The organism is Bacillus sp. z60-11 (assembly GCF_046464135.1).
Classification (GTDB): domain Bacteria; phylum Bacillota; class Bacilli; order Bacillales; family Bacillaceae; genus Bacillus; species Bacillus sonorensis_A.
In genome coordinates this window covers 785,735-806,189 of the sequence record NZ_JBIYSN010000001.1, presented here as the reverse complement: position 1 = coordinate 806,189, position 20,455 = coordinate 785,735, and the positions used below count along the sequence as shown (strand labels likewise).

The window sequence follows — 20,455 nt, the reverse complement described above, 5'->3', positions numbered from 1 at the left end:
GTTTCTCTCCTTTTAAAACTAAAAAATTCACTAGATTTTTTGCTTTGTTTTATATACATAGGCCAGGATTTCAGCAACGGCCTTAAAAAATTCCTCGGGAACGGCCTGATCAATTTCCACCTGATCATAGAGGGCTCTCGCCAGCGGTCTGTTCTCGACCATCATGACGTCATGCTCTTTGGCAATCTGCTTGATTTTCTGCGCCATGAGGTCGACGCCTTTTGCGATGATAAACGGCGCATCCATTTTGCCTTCGTCATATTTAAGGGCGATGGCGTAGTGGGTCGGGTTCGTAATGATGACGTCGGCCTTCGGAACCTCCTGCATCATGCGGCGCATCGCCATTTCTTTTTGTTTTTGCTTAATCTTGGATTTAATCAGCGGATCGCCTTCCGTTTTTTTATACTCATCTTTAATATCCTGTTTGGACATTCGAATGTTTTTCTCATAATCAAACTTCTGATAGAGATAATCGAGCAGTGCGAGAAAAATCAGCGCCACCGCTGCCGAAACGCCCATTAAAAAGGTGAGCCAGCCGACATATGACAATGTCTCCCCCGGTGACAAAAGCGGGATTCTGAGAATCTTGTCAAAGTTCAGCCACAAAACGGCGAATGTCACACTGCCGACGACGGCGATTTTCAAAATGGATTTTAATAGTTCTACGATCGCCCTGATGCTGTAGATCCGCTTAAACCCTTTGAGCGGATCGAGCTTTTTCAAATCGGGCTTCACCGCTTCCGGTGCAAATAAAAACCCGACTTGCAAATAGTTGCTTAAAACGCCTGAGATGAGAGCCGTCAGCATGACCGGAGCCATGAGAAGGCCTGCTTCCAGCGCCAGCTCCGTAAATAGCCCCGGTATATTGCCGGCCGTAATCTTCATGGTGAGCATGTCTCTAAAAAACCTCTCAATCAGGCCGAGCAAGCGGTCTCTCATCAGCGGACCGATAAATAAGAAGGACATAAAGACGATCAGGAGTGTGACCGCTGTATTGACATCCGCGCTTTTGGCAACCTGTCCTTTTTTTCTCGTCTCGCGCCGTTTTTTCGGCGTCGCTTTTTCTGTTTTTTCCCCTGCAAAAAATTGCAAATCCAACGTCAGCTTCATCATGCCACCCCAAGCAAACTTAATAGATCTCTCATCGTCCGAATGGCAAACTCAAATACGTGCTGAATCATGCTGAACATGACGGACATAAAGATGATGAGCATGATAAAGGTGACCGCGATTTTCAAAGGAAGACCGACGACAAATACGTTCAGCTGCGGCACCGTTCTTGCGACAATTCCGAGTGCCAGATCGACTAAAAACAAACAGGCGACAACAGGTGCAGCCAATTGAAAAGCCGTAATGAACATCGTGTTGAAGCTTTTCGCGATAAACTCCGGGAATGCTTCATCCCCAAATCCCAACGCCAGACGGTCGACCGGGATGTATTGATAACTGTAGTAAATCCCGTCAAGCAGCAGATGGTGCGCATTCAGGCTCAGCATGAAAAGCAGGGCCAGCGTATACAAAAACTGGCCGACCAGAGGGCTTTGCGCTCCTGTCTGCGGATCGATGACATTTGCCACGGCGAATCCCATTTGAAAATCAATGAATGATCCGGCGATTTGAACGGCGGAAATCATCATGTAGGCAATCAGGCCGAGCAGAAGTCCGACAAGCGCCTCCTTCATGATCAAAAGCATAAAAAATGCGTCAATATCTAGCTGGGGAGGCTTTTCAATCGTACTGAAACTGACAATCGCCAGAAAAAATGCAAAACCTATTTTATGAACGGCCGGAATTGTCCGATAAGAAAATAGAGGCACCGTGACATAAAAGGCAGACACTCTGACAAACACAAGTAAAAAGGCTGGAAATGATTCAATAATTGACATCATCTGAAAACTACCCTGCAAAACGATTTAAATTGGAGAACAGCTCGGTCGCAAAAGACAAAATCGTCGACAGCATCCACGGTCCAAAAATGACGAGCCCCACCAAGACGGCGACAATTTTCGGTATAAATGCAAGAGTCTGTTCCTGTATTTGAGTCGTTGCCTGAAAAATACTGACGATCAGCCCTACCGCCAGAGCGAGCACAAGCAGCGGCCCGCTGATGAGCAATGTCACGTATACCGCTTTTTCAGCTATCGATATAACAAATTCTGAATTCATGTTTAGCACCTACTCTAAAAGCTTTGCAGCAATGATTTAACGATTAAATACCAGCCGTCCACAAGGACAAAAAGCAATATCTTAAACGGCAGCGAAATCATGACTGGCGGAAGCATCATCATCCCCATTGACATCAAAACACTGGCCACGACCATATCGATTACCAGAAACGGAATAAAAATCATAAATCCCATTTGAAACGCGGTCTTCAATTCTGAGATGACAAACGCGGGAACCAACGTTGAAAGCGGAATATCTTCAACCTTTTCAGGCGTTTTCTTATTGGCATAATTCATAAACAAAGCCAAATCCTTCTGCCTCGTATGCTTGCTCATAAATTGTTTAATCGGAGCTTCAGCTTTCGTGTACGCTTCATCCAACGTAATTTTGTTGTCCATTAAAGGGGTCAGCGCTTCTTTGTTTATTTCTGAAAACGTCGGCCCCATAATGAAAAACGTTAAAAATAACGCAAGTCCGATCAGCACCTGGTTTGGCGGCATCGACTGCGTCGCCAGCGATGTCCGCACAAAGGAAAGCACGATGACAATCCTTGTAAAACACGTCATCAGAATCAAGATGCCCGGAGCGATCGAAAATACTGTTAAAAGCAGCAAGAGCTTGACGCTTGTGCTGACATTTGCCGCATCGCTTGAATTAAATAGATCAATAAACTCATTCATGTTGATTTTGGCCTTTCTTTCTGCCTTTTGCATGATTTTGTTTCAATTCCGCAAGCTGCGCTTTTAATGATTCAGAAAAAGAAGCTTTGACACCTTTTTTTTGCACGCCCGGAACTTTGACTTGCTCCACCCATTTCTGCCATTCAATCTTACTGTTCATCGCAGCCTCGTGCTGTTTGAGGATGTCTTCGCATTCCTTTTCATCATCGATCTCTTTTAAAAGCTGAATATTTTCCCCGACGCCGACGACAAGCACCCTGTTTCCTACTTTTACGAGCTGTACGGATTTGTTTTGCCCGAGTGAAGTGCCGCCGATGTTTTCGACATGCTGAAAAGGTTTTAACAGGCGGTTTCGTTTGTTCACAAACCTAACCAGAGCGTAAATCAGAAAAATCACGAACAGCAGGGCGCCGATCATTTTGACAAAATCAAATATGGAAACGGAAGGAGACGGGGGATTGCTCTCCGCCTCTTCCTTCTTGGAATCGCTGCTTTTTTGCTCTGTTTTGTCTTTTTCCTTGAGTTCGCCTGCATCTTTCTTAAACAGCTGATCAACCGTCTGATCGCCGGACTCCTCGGCAAAAGCGAAAGGATGAGGCATTGCGAAACAAAGCAGAAGGCAAATGCCGGCTGTGATAATAAAAGATTTCTTCAACAAGTTGTACACCCTTTAGCTCAGCGTTTTATTGATCGCTTCCATCACGCGGTCAGCCTGGAACGGTTTGACGATAAAGTCTTTCGCCCCCGCCTGGATGGCGTCGATAACCATTGATTGCTGACCCATTGCAGAACACATGATGATTTTTGCCTGAGGATCGATTTCCTTGATTTCTTTCAGAGCGGTGATTCCGTCTTTTTCCGGCATGGTGATATCCATTGTCACCAAATCCGGCGTATGCTCTTTATATTTTTCTACGGCCTGCGCTCCGTCTTGAGCTTCGGCGACCACTTCAAACCCGTTTTTCACCAAAATATCTTTAATCATCATTCTCATAAATGCTGCATCATCAACTACTAAAATCTTGTAAGCCATCTTAATCTCTCCTTCATTCAATCTGTTGTTATCTTAATTTATTGATTCGTTCCGCCTGACTTAAAATGTCTGTCACCCTGACACCGAAGTTCTCATCGATGACAACGACTTCCCCTTTGGCGACAACACGCTGGTTGACGAGGATGTCAACCGGTTCTCCGGCCAGCTTGTCAAGCTCAATGATGCTGCCGGTTGACAGCTCCAGCACCTCTTTGACGCTGCGGCTTGTTCTGCCAAGCTCGACCGTCACGGATAAAGGAATGTCCATGAGCATGTCAAGGTTGTTGAGGTGCGGCTGTGCTTCAGGCTGGGAATCAAATGAAGCAAACTCAGCCGGTGTGACCTGAACAGGTTCGGATACTTTCGCCGTACCCTGCCGTTTAGGAGCGGGTTCTTTTTTCGGAGCCGGCGAAGGCTGAGGCGCGGCTGAATCCTGTACAGGCGGTGCCTGCTCCGGCACTACCTGTTCCTCTACAGGCTGCTCACCGCTTTCCTGATTCGTCAATTCGTCAATCAGATCTTTTGCAAAGGTGAGCGGATAAAGCTGCATAATGTGCGAGTCAATCAGATCTCCGACTTTCAATCTGAAGGATACTTTGACAAGCGGATCCTCTTTAGGAATATGGTCTGTTCCTTCCCCTTCCTTTACATCAAGAAGATCAACCTCAGGCGGCGAAATATCAATCTTCTTGCTGAACACGGTTGACATCGAAGTCGCCGCTGAGCCCATCATTTGGTTCATCGCTTCCTGGACGGCGCTTAAATGAATCTCGCCAAGAGACGGATCAGCATTCGCCCCGTCTCCGCCCATCATCAAGTCGGCGATGACGGCTGCGTCTTCCTGTTTGATGACGAGAAGATTGTTGCCTGAAAAGCCTTCCGTATAGCTCACACCGATCGATACATAGGGGTGCGGAAACTCATCGTTCAAATGGCTTTTTTCGATCACCGATACGGTCGGTGTCGTGATTTCGACTTTTTGGTTCAACAAAGTGGACAAAGCTGTTGCAGAGCTCCCAAAGGAAATATTTCCGATTTCCCCGATCGTATCTTGTTCCATCAGGGACAATCCTGATTCCGGCTGCTCCCCATTATTGTCATCGCCGCCTTTAAGCAGCGCATCAATTTCATCCTGTGATAACTTATTGTTATTCTCCATATTCTTCACCTCTTATGTCGTGATCTAGAATTTGAATCGCAGTTTTTCGATTCATTCGGCCGGCTTGTCCTAGAAATTTCGGTTTATCTCCGACCAAAACAGTAAGAGGTTCTGCTACTGATTTGTCCAAAGTGATACAATCTCCAATTTCTAAACTCAAAAACTCTTCAATGGTTAGTTCCGATGATCCGAGTTCTGCGACAATTGGGATCCGGGCCGTCATGATCCGCTTTTCAATCGACTTTGTTTCCTCCGGCTTTGGTTCAATTCTGTCTGATTGCATCCAATAATGGACGGAAAGCTTCGGAATGATCGGTTCAAGAACGACATGCGGGATACACAGGTTGATGACCCCGCTAATATCTCCAATTTGTGTATTCAGCGAAATGACAACGACCGTCTCATTAGGCGAGACCATTTGCACAAACTGCGGATTCACTTCAAAATCGGACATTTCCGGCTCAATTTCCGCAATCGACTCCCACGCATCTTTATAATTCGTGAGGCAGCTTTCAAACAAATTGGACATGATCTTCGTCTCGATTTCCGTCATGTTGTCGATTTTGTTATGACTCGTTCCGATCCCGCCCATCACCCGGTCCATCATCGCATAGGCGATGGTCGGGTTGATCTCCATCATGATCCTTCCTTCAAGAGGATGAACCTCAAAAAGATTGAGGATCGTCATGTTTGGAATCGATCTGATGAACTCCTCGTAAGGGACCTGATCAACCGAGCTGACGGAAATCTGGATATAGGTTCTCAGCTGCGCCGAAAAGTAGGTCGTTAAAAGCCTTGCAAAGTTATCATGAATCCTCGTCAGACTGCGGATCTGATCCTTCGAAAAGCGGAGGGCCCGTTTAAAATCATATACTTTGACTTTTTTGGCGGCCTCTTCTTTCTTCAGCTCATCGGCATCCATTTCTCCGGTCGATATCGCTGACAGCAATGCATCGATTTCATTTTGGGAGAGCACTTCTCCTGCCATCTGATTTTCACCTCCATGGTTCTGTCAAATCTCTTTCCTACTGCAGATTAAAGGAGGTAATGTATACTTCTTTCACTTTGCCCTCTTTCATATATTCCGAGTTCATTTTTTGTTTGAGCTTTTCTTTAAAATGCTCTTTTCCTTTTGTTCCTTCAAGGTCATCCGCATTTGTATTCGCCAAAAGGGAGATCACCGTATCTTTGATTTGGAAATCCCGTTTTTCAAGCTCTTCCTTTGCCTTTTTGGAATCGGCTTCAAGCTTGATGGACAGGCGGACAACATTGTCAGATTTTAAGTTCGTGGTGATTTCATCGATTTCCACTGAAGATTCCACCACTTCATCGATCGATGGTTCCTGCTTTTCATCCTTTCCGCTTGCGTTTCCTTTGATGACAAAGAAAGCAACGGCTCCCAGCACAGTGATGGTCAAAATAATAATCAGCATGATTCCTAGAAGTTTTTTATTCATTCAGATTCCTCAATTCTTTGGTCACAAGAAAGTATTTGGATTTTTTGATAGAAAGAGACAATGTTTTCTACAACGGTATCTTCGTCTTCTTTGACAACAAATTTTTTTCCGTTTGACAAGGTGATGGTCGTATCCGGAAAACATTCAATTTGTTCAATAAAAATCGCATTCAGAATAAAGGGCTGTCCGTTTAATCGCGTCACTTTGATCATGGTTTATTGAAAGGCGCCGTCAGAGAGGCGCCCTCTCCCTCCTTATCGCTTCAGATTCACAAGTTCCTGAAGAATTTCATCAGAGGTTGTAATGATTTTCGCATTGGATTGAAAACCGCGCTGTGAAATAATCATTTCGGAAAATTCTTCTGAAAGGTCAACGTTTGACATTTCAAGCGCACTTGTTTGCAGTTCGCCTGATGTGCCTTCCCCCGGCGCAACGATTTGCGGAGCTCCGGAGCTCAAGCTTTCGCGGTATAAGTTGTCGCCCGCTTTAGTCAACCCTGACGCATTGCTGAACGTCGCCAAAGAAATCTGTCCGGCTGTCACGTTGTTGTTATTCTGATCGACATAAGTCACCGTTCCGTCGGTTCCGATGCTGAATGATTTAGCCTCATCAGGCGGGATATTGATTTTCTGATCGTCTGCTGTCAATACGAACAATCCATCTGCAGTCGTCAAATCGCCTTGATCAGTCAATGTGAAGTTGCCGTATCTTGTATAGTACGTCTCATCCCCTGTTCCGACGCGGAAGTAGCCGTCCTTGGTAATCGCCAAGTCAAGTTTGCGGCCTGTTGTTGCAGGTGCGGCATTTGTATGAATGACATCAATCGATCCGATCGTGGAACCGAGCCCGATTTGCTGGCCGTTCACAGAGCCTCTGTTCGCAGTCGAAGCAGTCGCTCCTGAAAGCTCCTGACTGACAATATCTTTAAATGTAACCCTGCTTTTCTTATACCCATAAGTATTGATGTTAGAGATGTTGTTGGCGATGACATCAAGCTTTGTTTGAAAGTTTTTCATCCCGCTGATTCCTGAGTATAGTGAACGTAACATGATTATTCCTCCCTGTATACTTTGTTTTTATTTGTCAGAACTTCCTACCGCTGTCACATTCCATGGGCTGACTTCGGTTCCGTCGTCAAGCACGAGCACGTATTGCCCGTCAGAACTTTTGACAGATTGAACAAGCGCTGTTTTTTCCTCGTGGCTGTCACCTTCAAATGTGACTTCTTTGCCAATCCAGCCGACATACATGGACATCGGATCTTGAAGCCCGACGAACGTTGACATCGTTGAGTTTAAATTTGTCAGCTGCTCAAGGCTTGAAAAAGTCGCCATCTGCGAGATAAATTCGCGGTCATCCATCGGATTTGTCGGGTCTTGATTTTGCAATTGCGTGACCAAAAGCTGTAAAAAAGCATCCTTGTCCAAACTGGTTCCGATTGATGATTCCGTCGTTTTTTTGGAACTGGACGACGTCGAATTTGCAATTGTACTGCTGACCTGAGTTCTAGCATCAACCGCTGTTTCAGACATTAGATCTCCTCCTCGTTATCCTGGCTCGGGGTTTCGATTAACTCATCCAAAAACTCTCTGAAATCTTCGTTATCTTGGCTTTTCTGCTGATCTTGCTTCTGCTGCTGCTGACCTTTTTGATCATCAGCCGGCTGTCCGAAGGTCTGATCCGCGCTTTGGTGTGCCACGGCAAAGCGGTCGATGTGCACCGACATGTTTGGCAGCGCCTGTTTGAGATGCGAGAGATTGTGTTCCAAAAGCTCTTTCGCTGAATCGGTTGAGGCGATGATTTTGCTGGAAAACATCCCGTGCTGTTTGACCAGTTTAATCGTGATAAAACCAAGATTTTCAGGATTCAGACGGATCGTAAAACTGCCGGTCGATCTCCCGAACGGGGTAAACTTCATTTGTTTCCACGAGCTTAAAATTTGCTCTGAAACACTTTTCGGCTGAGATTGAGATGCTTCATCAGCAGTCTGTGTCATTTGCAGCCCCTGAAGCAAGGTCTGGCTTGTCCGGTGCTGGCTGCTGAGTAGTCCGTTTGAATGGACCGGCTGATCGCGGATAACCGCTTTTTCATCCGCTTGGACGTCTTTCGCTTTAACCATGAACGACAACCGCTGATCCGCTTGCGGAGCGTCGGTTTTTTTGCCCATCAGCATCGCTTTCAGCTCACTTTCGGCCAGCTTCCAATCTTTTTGCCCCGTTTCAGAGTTTGCGGACATCATCTGCTCCATAATGCTTTTCAGACCTTTCAGTTCAGCGCTTGACATGGACAGGACCTTTGACTGAGCCGGATCTGTTGTGAAAAACTGGCGTTTGAGCTTGCCGACGAGCTCTTCCGAACCCGGTTTTGACTGCAGGATGGCAAGAAACTCCGGCGCCTTTTCAACGATGTCGGCCACAAGTGCTGCTTTTTGCGACGGCTGGTTGTCCTGGATGATCTGAGTAAGCAGATGCTGAACTTGGTGCAGCACATGGCTGTCAGGCAACTTAAGCTCTATTGTTTCAGGTTTTTCCTCGCCGGGTAATGCCGCTTCGGCCTCGTCTGTTTCACCGGTGTTCTCAAGCAGTGTCTTTATTTTATGTAAAAGCTGTTCGACAGCTGCCAGCTCCTCTTCGGAAGCGGTCACGCCGCCGTGCGGAGGAAGGGAACTGAGCGATTCTTCGTCCAGAGCGCCATCTGTCTTTTGTGAAAGCCAGTTTTCAAGCTCCTGTAACAGCTGTTCCAATTGACTACCTGAAGACGTTTCTCCTCCATTTTCACTTGCGGAAAGGCTCCCGTTTTCTTTCTGCAACACATTTTGAAAGATGGTTCCTGCCAATGGCTGCCTTGCTGATTGTGCAGATGCGGCATCCGCCTTCGGCGCGGCATTAAAAGAGAGCATATCAAGAAGCTTCAATCTATTCCCCCCCTTCATTTTTTTCTTCATTTTCCGCAAGCTTCTCGGTGAAGAGAGCCGCTTTATCAGGAGCCATTTTTGAGAGAATTTCCGTCACTTGCTTTTTGTTTAATGCGTCTAAAATCTTTATGGCTTCCTGCTCTTTTAATTCGGTTAATATCTTTGCAGCTTTATTGCTCGGCATGCTCTGATAGATTTTGACGACCTTGCTGTCCTTTTGGTCATCAGCGCTGTTTTTATCATCTTCGGCTGCGTCTTTCTCCGTTTTTTCCAGCGAGCTGATCTTTTGTTTGAGCCGTTTGATCTCTTCATCGCTCGTTTTCAAGTCGCTTGTCAATGTTTGAATTTCGCTTTTTTGTTCATCAATCGTCTTTTGGAGCTTTTCCTCTTTATTTTCCTTCTGCTTTGCCGCGCTGTCTTTCTCCTTATTCCCATCGTCGCTTTTAACAAGCTCTTTTACGACCGGAATTTTGGAGGCCACATCCTGGACGTTCACTCCCAAGAGCCACATCCCGACGAACCCTACAACGACTAAAAAGATGAGCGGAATGACGACGACAAACAAAAACGTCTGAAATTTACCGGCTTTTTTTTCTTCGGCCATCGCTTTTTACCCCTGGTTTCCTTGACTCATGAATTGGGCAATGGAGATGTCGTCCATTTCTTTCAATTCATTTGCTTTGTTTTGTATTGCATACATTTCAAACTGTTTTTCTTTCATTTTTTCAAATTTTTTAAGTTCAATGTTTTTTTCCGTCAAATCGTTTTGCTTCTCATACATTTCGTTTCGCTTCATCATCACAAGCTTTTGATAATGGTAAATGGTCGTTTCTAGATTTGTGACAAACTGCTGATAATGTCTCATTTCCTGAACGCTCATCCCTGTCTGCAGCTTGATTTCTTTGTTTTTCTCAAGCGTTTCCTTTTGGTTCATGCTTTCATAGAGCTTTTCCGCTACCTTTTCAAATTCGGAGACAGAATGTTGATATTCAGCGAATGATTGGTCTTTTTCATTTTCTTTAAGCTCCAACAGCTTTTGAAATTTAAATGAATAAGCCATTCCTAATCCTCACTTCCTAAAAGACTCTTTAATAAGGAGATGCTGTCTTCCTGGGATGCCGCTTCATCGACTTCCTGCTTCAGAAAGCTGATCAGCTTTGGATAAAACTGTATGGCTTCATCAATATCGCGGGAAGATCCTTTTTTATAGGCGCCTATGTTGATGAGATCCTCCGAATTTTGATAGGTTGACAGCAGCTCCCTGAATCGGTTCGCCGCTCTGATGTGATCCTTTTCAGCGATGTTGGCCATGACCCTGCTGATGCTTTTTAAAATATTCACTGCAGGAAACTGGCCTTTATTCGCCAGATTCCGGTCAAGGACGATATGGCCGTCCAAAATCCCTCTGACGGTGTCGGCGATCGGTTCGTTCATGTCGTCACCATCGACAAGAACTGTATAAAAAGCCGTGATCGATCCCTTTTCGGTCGTCCCTGTTCTCTCTAAGAGCTTAGGTAAAATAGCGAACACCGAAGGCGTATAACCTTTCGTCGTCGGCGGTTCGCCCGTGGCTAAGCCGATCTCTCTCTGAGCCATGGCGACCCTTGTCACCGAATCCATCATAAACATGACGTTTTGCCCTTTGTCGCGGAAATACTCGGCGATTGCCGTTGCGGTATATGCCGCTTTCAGCCTCATGAGTGCGGGCTGGTCAGAAGTCGCCACAACGACGATCGAACGCTTCAATCCTTCTTCTCCAAGGTCTTTTTCAATAAACTCCCTGACTTCCCGGCCCCGCTCTCCTACAAGGGCGATCACATTCAGGTCCGCAGCCGTCTGCCTTGCAATCATTCCCATCAGGGTGCTTTTTCCGACGCCGCTTCCTGCGAAGATGCCGACGCGCTGTCCCTTGCCGACGGTCAAAAGACTGTCAATCGATCTGACGCCAACCGCCATTTTTTCTCTGATCGGCGGCCGTTTCATCGGATTTGGCGGAGCCTGGTCTGTTGAAACAGGTGCCAGACCTTTCGGCAAGGCGCTTCCGTCGAGCGGGGTGCCGAATGCATCGACAACCTGGCCGATCAGCCCGGAGCCGACCTTGACCTTTAATGATTCGCCGGTCGCTTCGACAATGCTGCCGGGAGCGATGTTTGATGCTTCAAGATATGGCATGAGAAGTATGTTTTGATCCTTGAACCCGACAACTTCAGCTTTTATGGCTTTCGGTCCGTCTCCTTTTGTATAGATCTTGCAGACGTCGCCGATCGAGCATTCCGGCCCCTTTGATTCGATCATTAAGCCGACGGCCTGTTTGACTTTTCCGTAGCGTTTGTATGAATCGGCCGTTTCGATTGCTTCAAGCAAAGGCATGAGCTTCACCGGCTTTCACCCGCCGTTTCAAGCAGCGTGTTCAGTTTCTGTTTCAGCTGCTCCAATTGCGTATCGATGCTTGCATCGACTCTTCCGAAGGCCGTTTCTACGTAGCAGGTCCCTTTTGCCGCTTTATCATCGGCATAAATCGCAAGATGGGAACCGTATTGAAGAAGCGCATCGAGTTCGTTTTTATGGCTTTGAACTTCTGTGTAATAGTCCGGGTCGACATAAATCGAAATGTCATCAAACTCTTTCATTTCGGACAGCACCTGTTTGACAAGGTCGGTGAAAGCTTCCTTGTCATCGGGCTTTTGATTCCATACTTTTTTGGCCAGAGAAACGGCAAGCGTGACGATTTCTTCTGCAGATTGCTCAATTTTTTCTTCGTAGTCCCGCCTTGCTGCCCTGACGATGGCATTGGCTTCTTCCAAATAGGATTCATAAGCTTTTTGCGCCTCTTGTTTTCCCATTTCGAGCCCCGCCTCAAAGCCTTCTTTTTTCGCTTGTTCAATCAAGGCTTCCCGCTCTGCCTCCCAGCCGGCTCTTTCCTCTTCAATCTGCCTGCGGATTTGTTCATGTTCGGCGTTCGCCTTTTCATATATTTTGCTTGCTTCCTGCCGGGCATGATGAAGAAGGAGTTCCGGATCGGGTTCGGCGGCGGCAAGGTCAGCCTCGTTTACAGGGCGTTTGACTTCCTTTAACGTAATCGTCCGCCTTTTCTGTTCCGGGACCGATGATAATCGTTGTTTAATAATTTTAGACAATGATATCATCTCCTCCGCCCCTGGCGATGACGATCTCACCCGCTTCTTCAAGTCTGCGGATGACGCTTACGATTCTGGACTGTGCTTCTTCAACATCACGGAGACGAACAGGTCCCATGAATTCCATTTCCTCCTTAAATGTCTCAGCCATACGCTGTGACATGTTGCTGAAGACAATGTCTTTGACCTCTTCGCTGGCCACTTTCAGGGACAGGAGCAGATCGTCGTTTTCAACATCGCGGATAACCCTCTGAATCGCACGGTTATCAAGCGTAACAATATCTTCAAAGACAAACATCCGTTTCTTGATTTCATCCGCCAGTTCCGGATCCTGAATCTCGAGGGCGTCGAGAATCGTTTTCTCCGTTCCCCTGTCAACACCGTTCAACACTTCAACCACGGCTTCTATGCCGCCGGTCTGTGTGTAATCTTGAGTGAAGGTGGATGAGAGCTTCTGTTCTAAAATTTGTTCGACTTCATTGATGATTTCCGGCGAAGTCCGGTCCATCACAGCAATCCGCCTCGCCACCTCCGCCTGCACATCCTGGTTCAGTTCTGATAAAATCTGTCCGGATTGTACAGGGTCCAGGTAGGATAGGATCAGCGCGATCGTTTGCGGATGCTCATGCTGGATAAAATTCAGAATTTGCTCGGGATCGGCTTTTCTGGCAAAATCAAACGGCCTGACTTGAAGCGACGATGTCAGCCGGTTGATGATGCTGGCCGCTTTGTCTTCGCCAAGCGCTTTATCGAGCACCTGCTTAGCGTAGTGAATACCGCCTTGGGAAATATATTCCTGAGCAATAGCCGTTTCATGAAATTCTTGGATGATTTCATCTTTTTTCTCAGGAGATACAGATCTGACATTTGAGATTTCAAGCGTCAGTCTTTCAATCTCTTCATCTGTTAAATGCTTGTATACCGAAGCTGACACATCAAGTCCTAAGGATATCATGAGAATGGCCGCTTTTTGTTTGCCTGTTAGCCTGTCTTGTTTCATTTTTGCCATTTCAATACTCCTCCTAATCCTCAGTCAGCCAACTGCGCAGTAATTTGGCGAATTCTTCAGGCTTGTCTTTCGCCATTTTTTCAAGCTGTTTACGTCTGACGCTTTCTTCCGTCTCTTTCTCATTGTTTACATCTGCCACTCTGATCGGTTCCTGAGGCGTTTCATACCATTCTTCCTCATACTCTTCATCAGCATTTTTGCGCCGTCTGATGAGCCAGATGATAAGGCCGATCGCCGCAACCAGACCGGCTCCGCCTGCAATATAAGCCCAAAGCGGTATGCCGCCTGTCGCCTCTTCCGTGTCCATTGTCTGTTTGCCGTCAAACGATGAAACAGAAACGACGATTTTGCTTTGCAGATCTTCGTCTGTGAGCTGTTCATTCTCCGACTTGTCAAGCGATGTCCGGACGATCGTAGACAGAATGTTTTTAATATCGTCCTGTCTCTCTTGTGTCAAAGAAGCCGGGTTTTTCGCATTTGGCGGTTCGACTAACACTTGAATCCCTAAATCCCTGACTTTATACGGGCTTTCTGCGATTTCTTTATGAATCCGGTTGACTTCATAATTGAGACGGTCTTCGCTTTTTTCATAATCTCCGTTATTATTGCCGTCTTCCGTTTCGGCGTAATTTGTGACGTCTTCGTCACCGGTGCCGTTGACTCCGCCTGCCTGTGCCCCGTTTCCGGAGTACGTTTCGCTGATTTTTTCCGAGCTTACGACGATGCCTTCCATATTTTCTTTGTCGACGGGTTCAACCAGGTCTTCTGTTCGTTTTTCCTGCGTAAAGTCGATGTCCGTCGTGACGGATACCGCGACTTTATCCTGCCCCATCATCGTGCCCAACAGGCTTTGAACCTGTCTTTGAAGATCTTTTTCGATCTGCGCTTTGACCTCGCGCTGTGAAGCGTAGGAATTTCCGGACGAATTGCCGATGCCCTCGCTGTTTTGATCATAGTAGTTCGAATTTTGATCCATAATCACGATATTTTTCTGATCAAGATTTGGCACACTTTTCGATACGAGGTGATACAGGCCGTTGATTTCACTTTGGTCAAGCGTATGGCCCGGTTTGACTTGAAGGACGATTGAAGCAGAAGCTTCCGGCTTTTCTTCTCCGACAAAAACGGAATCCTTCGGAAGGTTGATCATGACTTTTGCATCTTTAATGCCGTCGATGCCTTTGATGAGATTTGTCAGCTCGGTTTGGGTCGCTTTCACTTTCAAAACATCAAACTCGTTGTCTGTCATCCCAAAGCCGGCATTTTCACCAAAGAACGAATAATCGATGCTTCCGCTTTTCGGAAGGCCTTCTGCGGCCAGATCCACTTTCAGCGAATCGACATTTTCTTCCGGAACTTTGATGATGGAACCGTCGGATGCGACTTCTGAAGGTATTCCTTTTTCATCAAGGACCTGTTTAATTTGACCCGCTTCTTCGGCTGACAGATCCTTATAGAGCGGAACCATCTTATTTGTTGAGGCCAAAATACCTATGACGATAGAAAGAATGACTGCTGCAGCAAAAACGCTGATCATCAGTATTTTCTGCCACTTCGATCGATTTTTCCAAAAATCAGTTATTTTCGTTTTGATTTGCAATAAAGTACGATTCATCTTACTCCCCCGGTAGTTACACTAATTCTCTTCGCTTTCAGACTCCTTTCCTTACACTTGCATTCTCATGATTTCCTGATAAGCTTCGACCGCTTTGTTGCGGAACTCTGTCGCTGCGGTTAGTGTAACATTTGCCTTCTGAGCTGCGACCATGACTTCGTCAAGATTGACATCCTGGCCGAGCGCCAGCGCGTTTGTCAGTTTATCAGATTCGTTTTGAGACTGGTTCAAAGCATTGATAGAATCTTTCAGCACCTTTGAAAAGCTGACTTGATCACCGGAACCGGCCGGCTGTGTTTTGATTTCGTTTGTTGTTGCCGCCTGTGCGGACTGCACCTGAAACGGAGAAACTCCATTGATCATCAGTGTTTTCACCCTACTTTCCGATTTCTAATGCTTTCATGAGCATTCCTTTTGTTGCATTCATCGCTGTTACGTTCGCCTCATATGACCTTGTGCTGCTCATTAAGTCGACCATTTCTTTCAGAGGATCGACATTTGGCATCTGAACATAACCGTCTTCGTTCGCGTCGGGATGTGTGGGATCATAAACGAGTTTAAACGGTGTTTGGTCTTCGCTGATCTTTGTCACTTTCACTCCCTCGCCCACTCTGCTTGACGCATTCATCGATGATTGAAGAACGGATGAAAAAGATTCGCCTTTCGGAGCCGTTGATACGAGCTTTCTTCTGTATGGCTGCCATTCTCCGTCAACCTGTTTTGCTCTTGTTGTATCCATGTTCGCCAAGTTGGAAGAAACGGTATCCATTCTGACTCTTTGTGCAGTCAAAGCCGAAGCTGAGATGTTGATGCTATTGAATACCCCCATCATTTACCCCCCGTAATTACGGTTTTGAGCGAGTTGAATTTTCCGCTTATCCGCTCAACCACTGCCTGGTATTGAATCTGGTTTTTCGCCATTTCACTCATTTCCTGGTCAATGTCGACGTTGTTTCCGTTCTGTTGATATGATGTCTGTTTGCTCGACACAACTGAATAATTTGACTCATTGCCTTTAAAGTCAATGTGCCTATAGTCTGTTTTTATGGAATCAAGACGGGAAGACTCTTCATTCAGCACGTTTTTAAATGACACTTTTTTCGCCTTGTAGTTCGGTGTATCTACATTGGCGAGATTATTGGTTATGACTTTTTGCTTAACGTTCGCTCGTTCCAAGGCTCCCTCTAGTCTATGTATTGTTCCTGAAAATAAATCCAACGCCAAATACCTCCAATCTCTTTCCATCTGTCATAAAATCTTGTCGAGAATTGTAAAAACCATAAGCCTATTGTAAGAAATAATAGGCTTAAAGTCTATGATCTGGGAGTAAAAAAAAATCGTAATATATATCTATTTTACGAATAGGTATTTTGACCTAGATTATAAGAACTATGTAATGTTACAGTCGGTTTACCTTTTTTAAAGTTATACCAATATATTTTCTGTTTCACTAACGAATTGCTTCATTACTGTCATTAACTTATTTCTTCCCTTTCAAAAAACTACAGCGATATACTTAAAAACATGAAATAAAAAAAGCCGCAGAACATGTCGTTCTGCGGCTTTCCCAGTGCTTAATGCGATTTTAATTTTTCTAATTCCATCAGGAATTTGTTGTTTAGGACTTTTATATATGTGCCCTTCATCCCCAGTGACCTCGACTCGATGACACCCGCGCTTTCCAGCTTGCGGAGTGCGTTTACGATAACCGAGCGCGTGATGCCGACGCGGTCGGCAATTTTGCTTGCAACAAGAAGGCCTTCGTTGCCGTCAAGTTCTTCAAAAATATGTTCGATCGCTTCAAGCTCACTGTATGATAATGAGCTGATGGCCATTTGTACGACTGCCTTGCTGCGGGCTTCCTCTTCGATTTCTTCGGCTTTCTCTCTCAGAATCTCCATTCCGACAACCGTTGCCCCGTATTCGGCAAGAATGAGATCGTCATCTTCAAACTTTTCCTGAAGACGGGAAAGAATTAAGGTTCCCAATCTCTCGCCTCCGCCGATAATCGGAACGATGGTCGTCAGACCCGCTTGGAAAAGGTCGCGGTTTTCTACAGGGAATGCCGTGTATTCACTGTTGATGTCCAGGTTGGATGATGTTTCCGGAATGTTGAATAGGCTTTTCGTATAATCTTCAGGAAATTGGCGCTCCTCAAGCATTTTTTTCATTCGGTCGTTTTCAATTTGCTGATTAATGGAGAAGCCGAGCAGTTTTCCTCTCCGGCTGACAACGAAAATGTTTGAATCGATCACATCGCGAAGCGTTTCGGCCATTTCTTTGAAATTAACCGGCTTCCCTGCCGCGTTTTGCAGCATTGCATTAATCTTTCTCGTTTTTTGTAATAAAGCCATAATAAATGATCCTCCTAAATTACTCTTATTTAATTGTTTTATAAAATAAACTGGCTTAAATCCTTGTTCTTGGCGATCGAACCGAGCTTTTCTTCGACATACTGAGGTGTGATGACGACTTTTTCCATCGTCACATCCGGCGCCTCGAATGACAGTTCTTCCAAAAGGCGTTCCAAAATGGTATGGAGCCTTCTTGCCCCGATATTATCTGTGTCTTGATTGACATGATATGCCACTTCTGCAATCTTACGAATAGCATCGTCAGAAAATTCAAGAGATATACCTTCCGTCTGCAATAAAGCTTTGTATTGTTTCAAAAGGGCATTATCCGGTTCAATTAAAATTTTGACAAAATCATCGATGCTCAGCTTTTTCAATTCGACCCTGATCGGGAAACGGCCCTGGAGCTCAGGGATTAAATCTGACGGCTTCGCCATATGGAATGCACCTGCTGCAATGAACAGCATGTGGTCTGTTTTGACCGCTCCGTATTTGGTCATGACTGTCGAGCCTTCGACAATCGGCAGGATATCTCGCTGCACACCTTCCCTGGAGACATCCGCTGAAGAAGATGCTCCGCTTTTTTTGGCGATTTTATCGATTTCATCGATGAAGATGATCCCTGATTGCTCAGCTCTTAACACAGCTTCCTGCGCCGCTTCATCCATGTCGATAAGCTTTGCCGCTTCTTCATTTGTCAGCACTTTTCTCGCTTCCCTGACCGTGAGCTTGCGGCGCTTTTTCTTTTTCGGCATCAGGCTGCTGAGCGCATCCTGCATGTTCATTCCCATCTGTTCCATACCCGAGCCTTGAAGCATATCAAACATCGACGGCTGCTGTTCCTCAACCTCGACGGTGACGTAGTGGTCCTCAAGTTCGCCGAGGGCGAGCTGATGAGCGATCCGCTTTCTGCTGTGTTCAATATCGGATTCTTCCTGGCTTTCCGCGTCATGCTCCTGCTCCTGATTTCCGCCGAACAGCATTTCAAACGGGTTTTTCGCGCCGGACTGTTTTTTTCTTCCCGGGACGAGCAGGCGCACAAGCCGTTTATTCGCGTTTTCTTCAGCGATGGTTTTCACTTCGTTCATTTTTTCTTCTTTGACAAGGCGGACAGATGTTTCCACAAGGTCTCTGACCATTGATTCAACATCTCTTCCTACATAGCCGACTTCCGTAAACTTCGTCGCTTCAATTTTCACAAACGGAGCGCCGACGAGTTTGGCGATCCGCCGGGCAATTTCGGTTTTTCCCACACCTGTCGGACCCATCATCAGGATGTTTTTCGGAACGATTTCTTCGCGCAGCTTTTCATCAAGAAGACTTCTTCTATAGCGGTTTCGCAAAGCGACGGCAACCGCTTTTTTCGCATCGAGCTGGCCGATGATGTACTGGTCAAGACGTTCGACAATCTGCCTCGGAGTCAGCGGCTTTTTTTCCATTTGCCTCAAATCCTTTCTATTCGAGTTCTTCTACAATGATCTGATCATTCGTGTATACGCAAATTTCGCCCGCAGTTTCAAGGGCGGCTCTGGCGATTTCTTTCGCTTCAAGCCGCCCGCCGGCATGACGTTTCAGCGCTCTGCCCGCAGCAAGAGCGTAATTCCCTCCAGAGCCGATCGCGAGGATCCCGTCATCGGGTTCTATCACTTCCCCTGTTCCGGAAACGAGCAGAAGGCTGTCGGCATTCATGACGATCAGCATCGCTTCAAGCTTTCTGAGAATTTTATCGCTGCGCCACTCTTTCGCCAGCTCGACAGCCGCCCGCTGCAGATTGCCGTTGTACTCCTCAAGCTTGGCTTCAAACATTTCAAATAGTGTGAAAGCGTCCGCAACAGAGCCCGCAAAGCCGGCAATCACTTTTCCGTTAAACAGCTTTCTGACTTTCCTTGCCGTATGCTTCATGACAACGGCCTGCCCGAATGTGACCTGGCCGTCTCCCGCCATCGCGCTTTTTCCGTTGTGGCGGACGGCAAATATCGTTGTTGCGTGAAATGATGACATAAAAGAACCTCCTTTATTTCCCTTTATGTGCCCGAGGGTGATGGGACATATACGTCTTTCTGAGCATATCTTTAGATACATGCGTATACACCTGGGTTGAAGAAAGATTCGAATGTCCGAGCAGTTCCTGTACGCTTCTGAGATCCGCCCCCTCATTTAATAAATGGGTCGCAAACGTATGGCGGAGCATGTGCGGATGAATATGTAATGTACCCGATGTCTTCTTGACCAGCTCTCCCAAAATATAACGGACCCCCCTCGGGGTTAAAGGCCCGCCCCTTTGATTCAAAAAGACAAAAGGAACGGGCTCTTTTGCTTTTGATTGAAGGATTCGTCTTCCATTTTGAAAATACAGATCCAAAGACTCCCGGGCAAAAGACCCGAATGGAACATACCTCTGCTTTTTGCCCTTCCCGTGAACAAGCACCGTATCCAAAAACAGATCGACTTCGGATTCCTTCAGACTGCAAAGTTCGCTCACCCGCATGCCTGTCGCATACAGAAGCTCCAGCAGCGCCTGATTTCTTTGTCCCAGCGGAGTGCTCAAATCAGAAATCCCGAACAGTTCTTCAAGTTCTCTTTCATATAAAAACTGCGGAATCCGTTTATCCTGCTTCGGAAGACTGACAAGCTGAAACGGGTTTTCTTTTACCAGTTTTTCCCTTAACAAAAATTTATAGAAGCTTCGCAGAGCCGAGATCTTTTTGCTGATCGTTCTGCGAGTGAGCCCCTTTTCATGGGCTTCCGTCAAGAAAATCCTCACGTCGGTATAAGTCGTGTCCTCAAAGCCCTTTATTCCCTGAGCTTGTAAAAAGCGCTCAAACTCTTCAATAGAAGAAATGTAACCCACAATTGTATATTTTGAATAATTCTTTTCTATTTGTAAATATTCAATGAATAAAGTTAAAAAATTCTTAACATTTGCCATCA

26 protein-coding genes are annotated in these 20,455 nt (G+C 46.0%); all 26 read right to left on the bottom strand.

Going from position 1 to position 20,455, the window contains the following annotated elements; genetic code table 11:
- Window positions 1-30: 30 nt before the first annotated feature.
- The 26 genes from flhB to xerC all read right to left on the bottom strand — a co-directional run bounded on the left by flhB (window position 31) and on the right by xerC (window position 20,453).
- Window positions 31-1,110 (bottom strand): flagellar biosynthesis protein FlhB, encoded by a 1,080-nt coding sequence (flhB, locus tag ACINLD_RS04245; protein WP_026586980.1) that lies wholly within the window; start codon window positions 1,108-1,110, stop codon window positions 31-33.
- Window positions 1,110-1,889, bottom strand: a complete 780-nt coding sequence (fliR, locus tag ACINLD_RS04240) for a flagellar biosynthetic protein FliR (RefSeq protein WP_026586979.1) — start codon at window positions 1,887-1,889, stop codon at window positions 1,110-1,112. The genes flhB and fliR overlap by 1 nt, the downstream gene beginning before the upstream one ends.
- 7 nt (window positions 1,890-1,896) lie before the next feature.
- Window positions 1,897-2,166, bottom strand: coding sequence for a flagellar biosynthesis protein FliQ (gene fliQ / locus ACINLD_RS04235; RefSeq protein WP_026586978.1), 270 nt, complete (start codon window positions 2,164-2,166; stop codon window positions 1,897-1,899).
- A 14-nt stretch (window positions 2,167-2,180) separates the two neighbouring features.
- Window positions 2,181-2,846 (bottom strand): flagellar type III secretion system pore protein FliP, encoded by a 666-nt coding sequence (fliP, locus tag ACINLD_RS04230; RefSeq protein WP_026586977.1) that lies wholly within the window; start codon window positions 2,844-2,846, stop codon window positions 2,181-2,183.
- Window positions 2,839-3,501, bottom strand: coding sequence for a flagella biosynthesis regulatory protein FliZ (gene fliZ / locus ACINLD_RS04225; RefSeq protein WP_026586976.1), 663 nt, complete (start codon window positions 3,499-3,501; stop codon window positions 2,839-2,841). Before fliZ ends, fliP begins: the two co-directional genes overlap by 8 nt.
- A gap of 15 nt (window positions 3,502-3,516) precedes the next feature.
- Window positions 3,517-3,879: a response regulator gene (locus ACINLD_RS04220; RefSeq protein ID WP_026586975.1), complete on the bottom strand. Its 363-nt coding sequence runs from the start codon at window positions 3,877-3,879 to the stop codon at window positions 3,517-3,519.
- Between the two features lie 28 nt (window positions 3,880-3,907).
- A complete protein-coding gene (fliY, locus tag ACINLD_RS04215; RefSeq protein ID WP_026586974.1) occupies window positions 3,908-5,038 on the bottom strand; it encodes a flagellar motor switch phosphatase FliY in 1,131 nt (376 codons plus the stop codon).
- Window positions 5,028-6,026, bottom strand: a complete 999-nt coding sequence (gene fliM / locus ACINLD_RS04210) for a flagellar motor switch protein FliM (RefSeq protein WP_026586973.1) — start codon at window positions 6,024-6,026, stop codon at window positions 5,028-5,030. Before fliM ends, fliY begins: the two co-directional genes overlap by 11 nt.
- Before the next feature lie 37 nt (window positions 6,027-6,063).
- Window positions 6,064-6,495, bottom strand: a complete 432-nt coding sequence (fliL, locus tag ACINLD_RS04205) for a flagellar basal body-associated protein FliL (RefSeq protein ID WP_026586972.1) — start codon at window positions 6,493-6,495, stop codon at window positions 6,064-6,066.
- Window positions 6,492-6,707: a flagellar FlbD family protein gene (locus ACINLD_RS04200; protein WP_026586971.1), complete on the bottom strand. Its 216-nt coding sequence runs from the start codon at window positions 6,705-6,707 to the stop codon at window positions 6,492-6,494. Before ACINLD_RS04200 ends, fliL begins: the two co-directional genes overlap by 4 nt.
- Window positions 6,708-6,749: 42 nt before the next feature.
- A complete protein-coding gene (gene flgG, locus ACINLD_RS04195) occupies window positions 6,750-7,544 on the bottom strand; it encodes a flagellar basal body rod protein FlgG (RefSeq protein WP_026586970.1) in 795 nt (264 codons plus the stop codon).
- A gap of 27 nt (window positions 7,545-7,571) precedes the next feature.
- On the bottom strand, window positions 7,572-8,027 hold the full coding sequence (gene flgD / locus ACINLD_RS04190) for a flagellar hook assembly protein FlgD (protein ID WP_035428069.1): 456 nt from the start codon (window positions 8,025-8,027) through the stop codon (window positions 7,572-7,574).
- Window positions 8,027-9,409: a flagellar hook-length control protein FliK gene (locus ACINLD_RS04185; protein WP_026586968.1), complete on the bottom strand. Its 1,383-nt coding sequence runs from the start codon at window positions 9,407-9,409 to the stop codon at window positions 8,027-8,029. The genes flgD and ACINLD_RS04185 overlap by 1 nt, the downstream gene beginning before the upstream one ends.
- 1 nt (window position 9,410) lies before the next feature.
- The gene (locus ACINLD_RS04180) at window positions 9,411-10,013 is read right to left on the bottom strand and encodes a MotE family protein (protein WP_026586967.1); all 603 of its coding nucleotides are present in this window, start codon (window positions 10,011-10,013) and stop codon (window positions 9,411-9,413) included.
- Window positions 10,014-10,019: 6 nt separating this feature from the next.
- The gene (fliJ, locus tag ACINLD_RS04175) at window positions 10,020-10,469 is read right to left on the bottom strand and encodes a flagellar export protein FliJ (protein ID WP_026586966.1); all 450 of its coding nucleotides are present in this window, start codon (window positions 10,467-10,469) and stop codon (window positions 10,020-10,022) included.
- Between the two features lie 2 nt (window positions 10,470-10,471).
- Window positions 10,472-11,779, bottom strand: a complete 1,308-nt coding sequence (gene fliI / locus ACINLD_RS04170; RefSeq protein ID WP_372709739.1) for a flagellar protein export ATPase FliI — start codon at window positions 11,777-11,779, stop codon at window positions 10,472-10,474.
- A 5-nt stretch (window positions 11,780-11,784) separates the two neighbouring features.
- Window positions 11,785-12,555: a flagellar assembly protein FliH gene (gene fliH, locus ACINLD_RS04165; RefSeq protein WP_077736845.1), complete on the bottom strand. Its 771-nt coding sequence runs from the start codon at window positions 12,553-12,555 to the stop codon at window positions 11,785-11,787.
- Entirely contained in the window at window positions 12,539-13,555 is a 1,017-nt protein-coding gene (gene fliG, locus ACINLD_RS04160; RefSeq protein ID WP_026586963.1) for a flagellar motor switch protein FliG, read from the bottom strand. The genes fliH and fliG overlap by 17 nt, the downstream gene beginning before the upstream one ends.
- Window positions 13,556-13,568: 13 nt before the next feature.
- The gene (gene fliF / locus ACINLD_RS04155; RefSeq protein ID WP_026586962.1) at window positions 13,569-15,170 is read right to left on the bottom strand and encodes a flagellar basal-body MS-ring/collar protein FliF; all 1,602 of its coding nucleotides are present in this window, start codon (window positions 15,168-15,170) and stop codon (window positions 13,569-13,571) included.
- A gap of 51 nt (window positions 15,171-15,221) precedes the next feature.
- Window positions 15,222-15,533 carry a flagellar hook-basal body complex protein FliE gene (fliE, locus tag ACINLD_RS04150; RefSeq protein WP_026586961.1) on the bottom strand — a complete coding sequence of 104 codons (312 nt, stop codon included), beginning with the start codon at window positions 15,531-15,533 and terminating at the stop codon, window positions 15,222-15,224.
- 13 nt (window positions 15,534-15,546) lie between these two features.
- Window positions 15,547-15,999: a flagellar basal body rod protein FlgC gene (gene flgC / locus ACINLD_RS04145; protein ID WP_026586960.1), complete on the bottom strand. Its 453-nt coding sequence runs from the start codon at window positions 15,997-15,999 to the stop codon at window positions 15,547-15,549.
- Window positions 15,999-16,388, bottom strand: a complete 390-nt coding sequence (gene flgB, locus ACINLD_RS04140) for a flagellar basal body rod protein FlgB (RefSeq protein WP_026586959.1) — start codon at window positions 16,386-16,388, stop codon at window positions 15,999-16,001. The genes flgC and flgB overlap by 1 nt, the downstream gene beginning before the upstream one ends.
- Before the next feature lie 356 nt (window positions 16,389-16,744).
- Window positions 16,745-17,524 carry a GTP-sensing pleiotropic transcriptional regulator CodY gene (gene codY / locus ACINLD_RS04135; protein ID WP_006638180.1) on the bottom strand — a complete coding sequence of 260 codons (780 nt, stop codon included), beginning with the start codon at window positions 17,522-17,524 and terminating at the stop codon, window positions 16,745-16,747.
- Between the two features lie 38 nt (window positions 17,525-17,562).
- Complete coding sequence (hslU, locus tag ACINLD_RS04130; RefSeq protein WP_256860410.1) at window positions 17,563-18,972, bottom strand: HslU--HslV peptidase ATPase subunit; 1,410 nt, start codon at window positions 18,970-18,972, stop codon at window positions 17,563-17,565.
- Between the two features lie 7 nt (window positions 18,973-18,979).
- Window positions 18,980-19,525, bottom strand: a complete 546-nt coding sequence (hslV, locus tag ACINLD_RS04125) for an ATP-dependent protease subunit HslV (RefSeq protein ID WP_026586957.1) — start codon at window positions 19,523-19,525, stop codon at window positions 18,980-18,982.
- 13 nt (window positions 19,526-19,538) lie between these two features.
- Window positions 19,539-20,453: a tyrosine recombinase XerC gene (gene xerC, locus ACINLD_RS04120; RefSeq protein WP_026586956.1), complete on the bottom strand. Its 915-nt coding sequence runs from the start codon at window positions 20,451-20,453 to the stop codon at window positions 19,539-19,541.
- Between the last annotated feature and the right edge of the window lie 2 nt (window positions 20,454-20,455).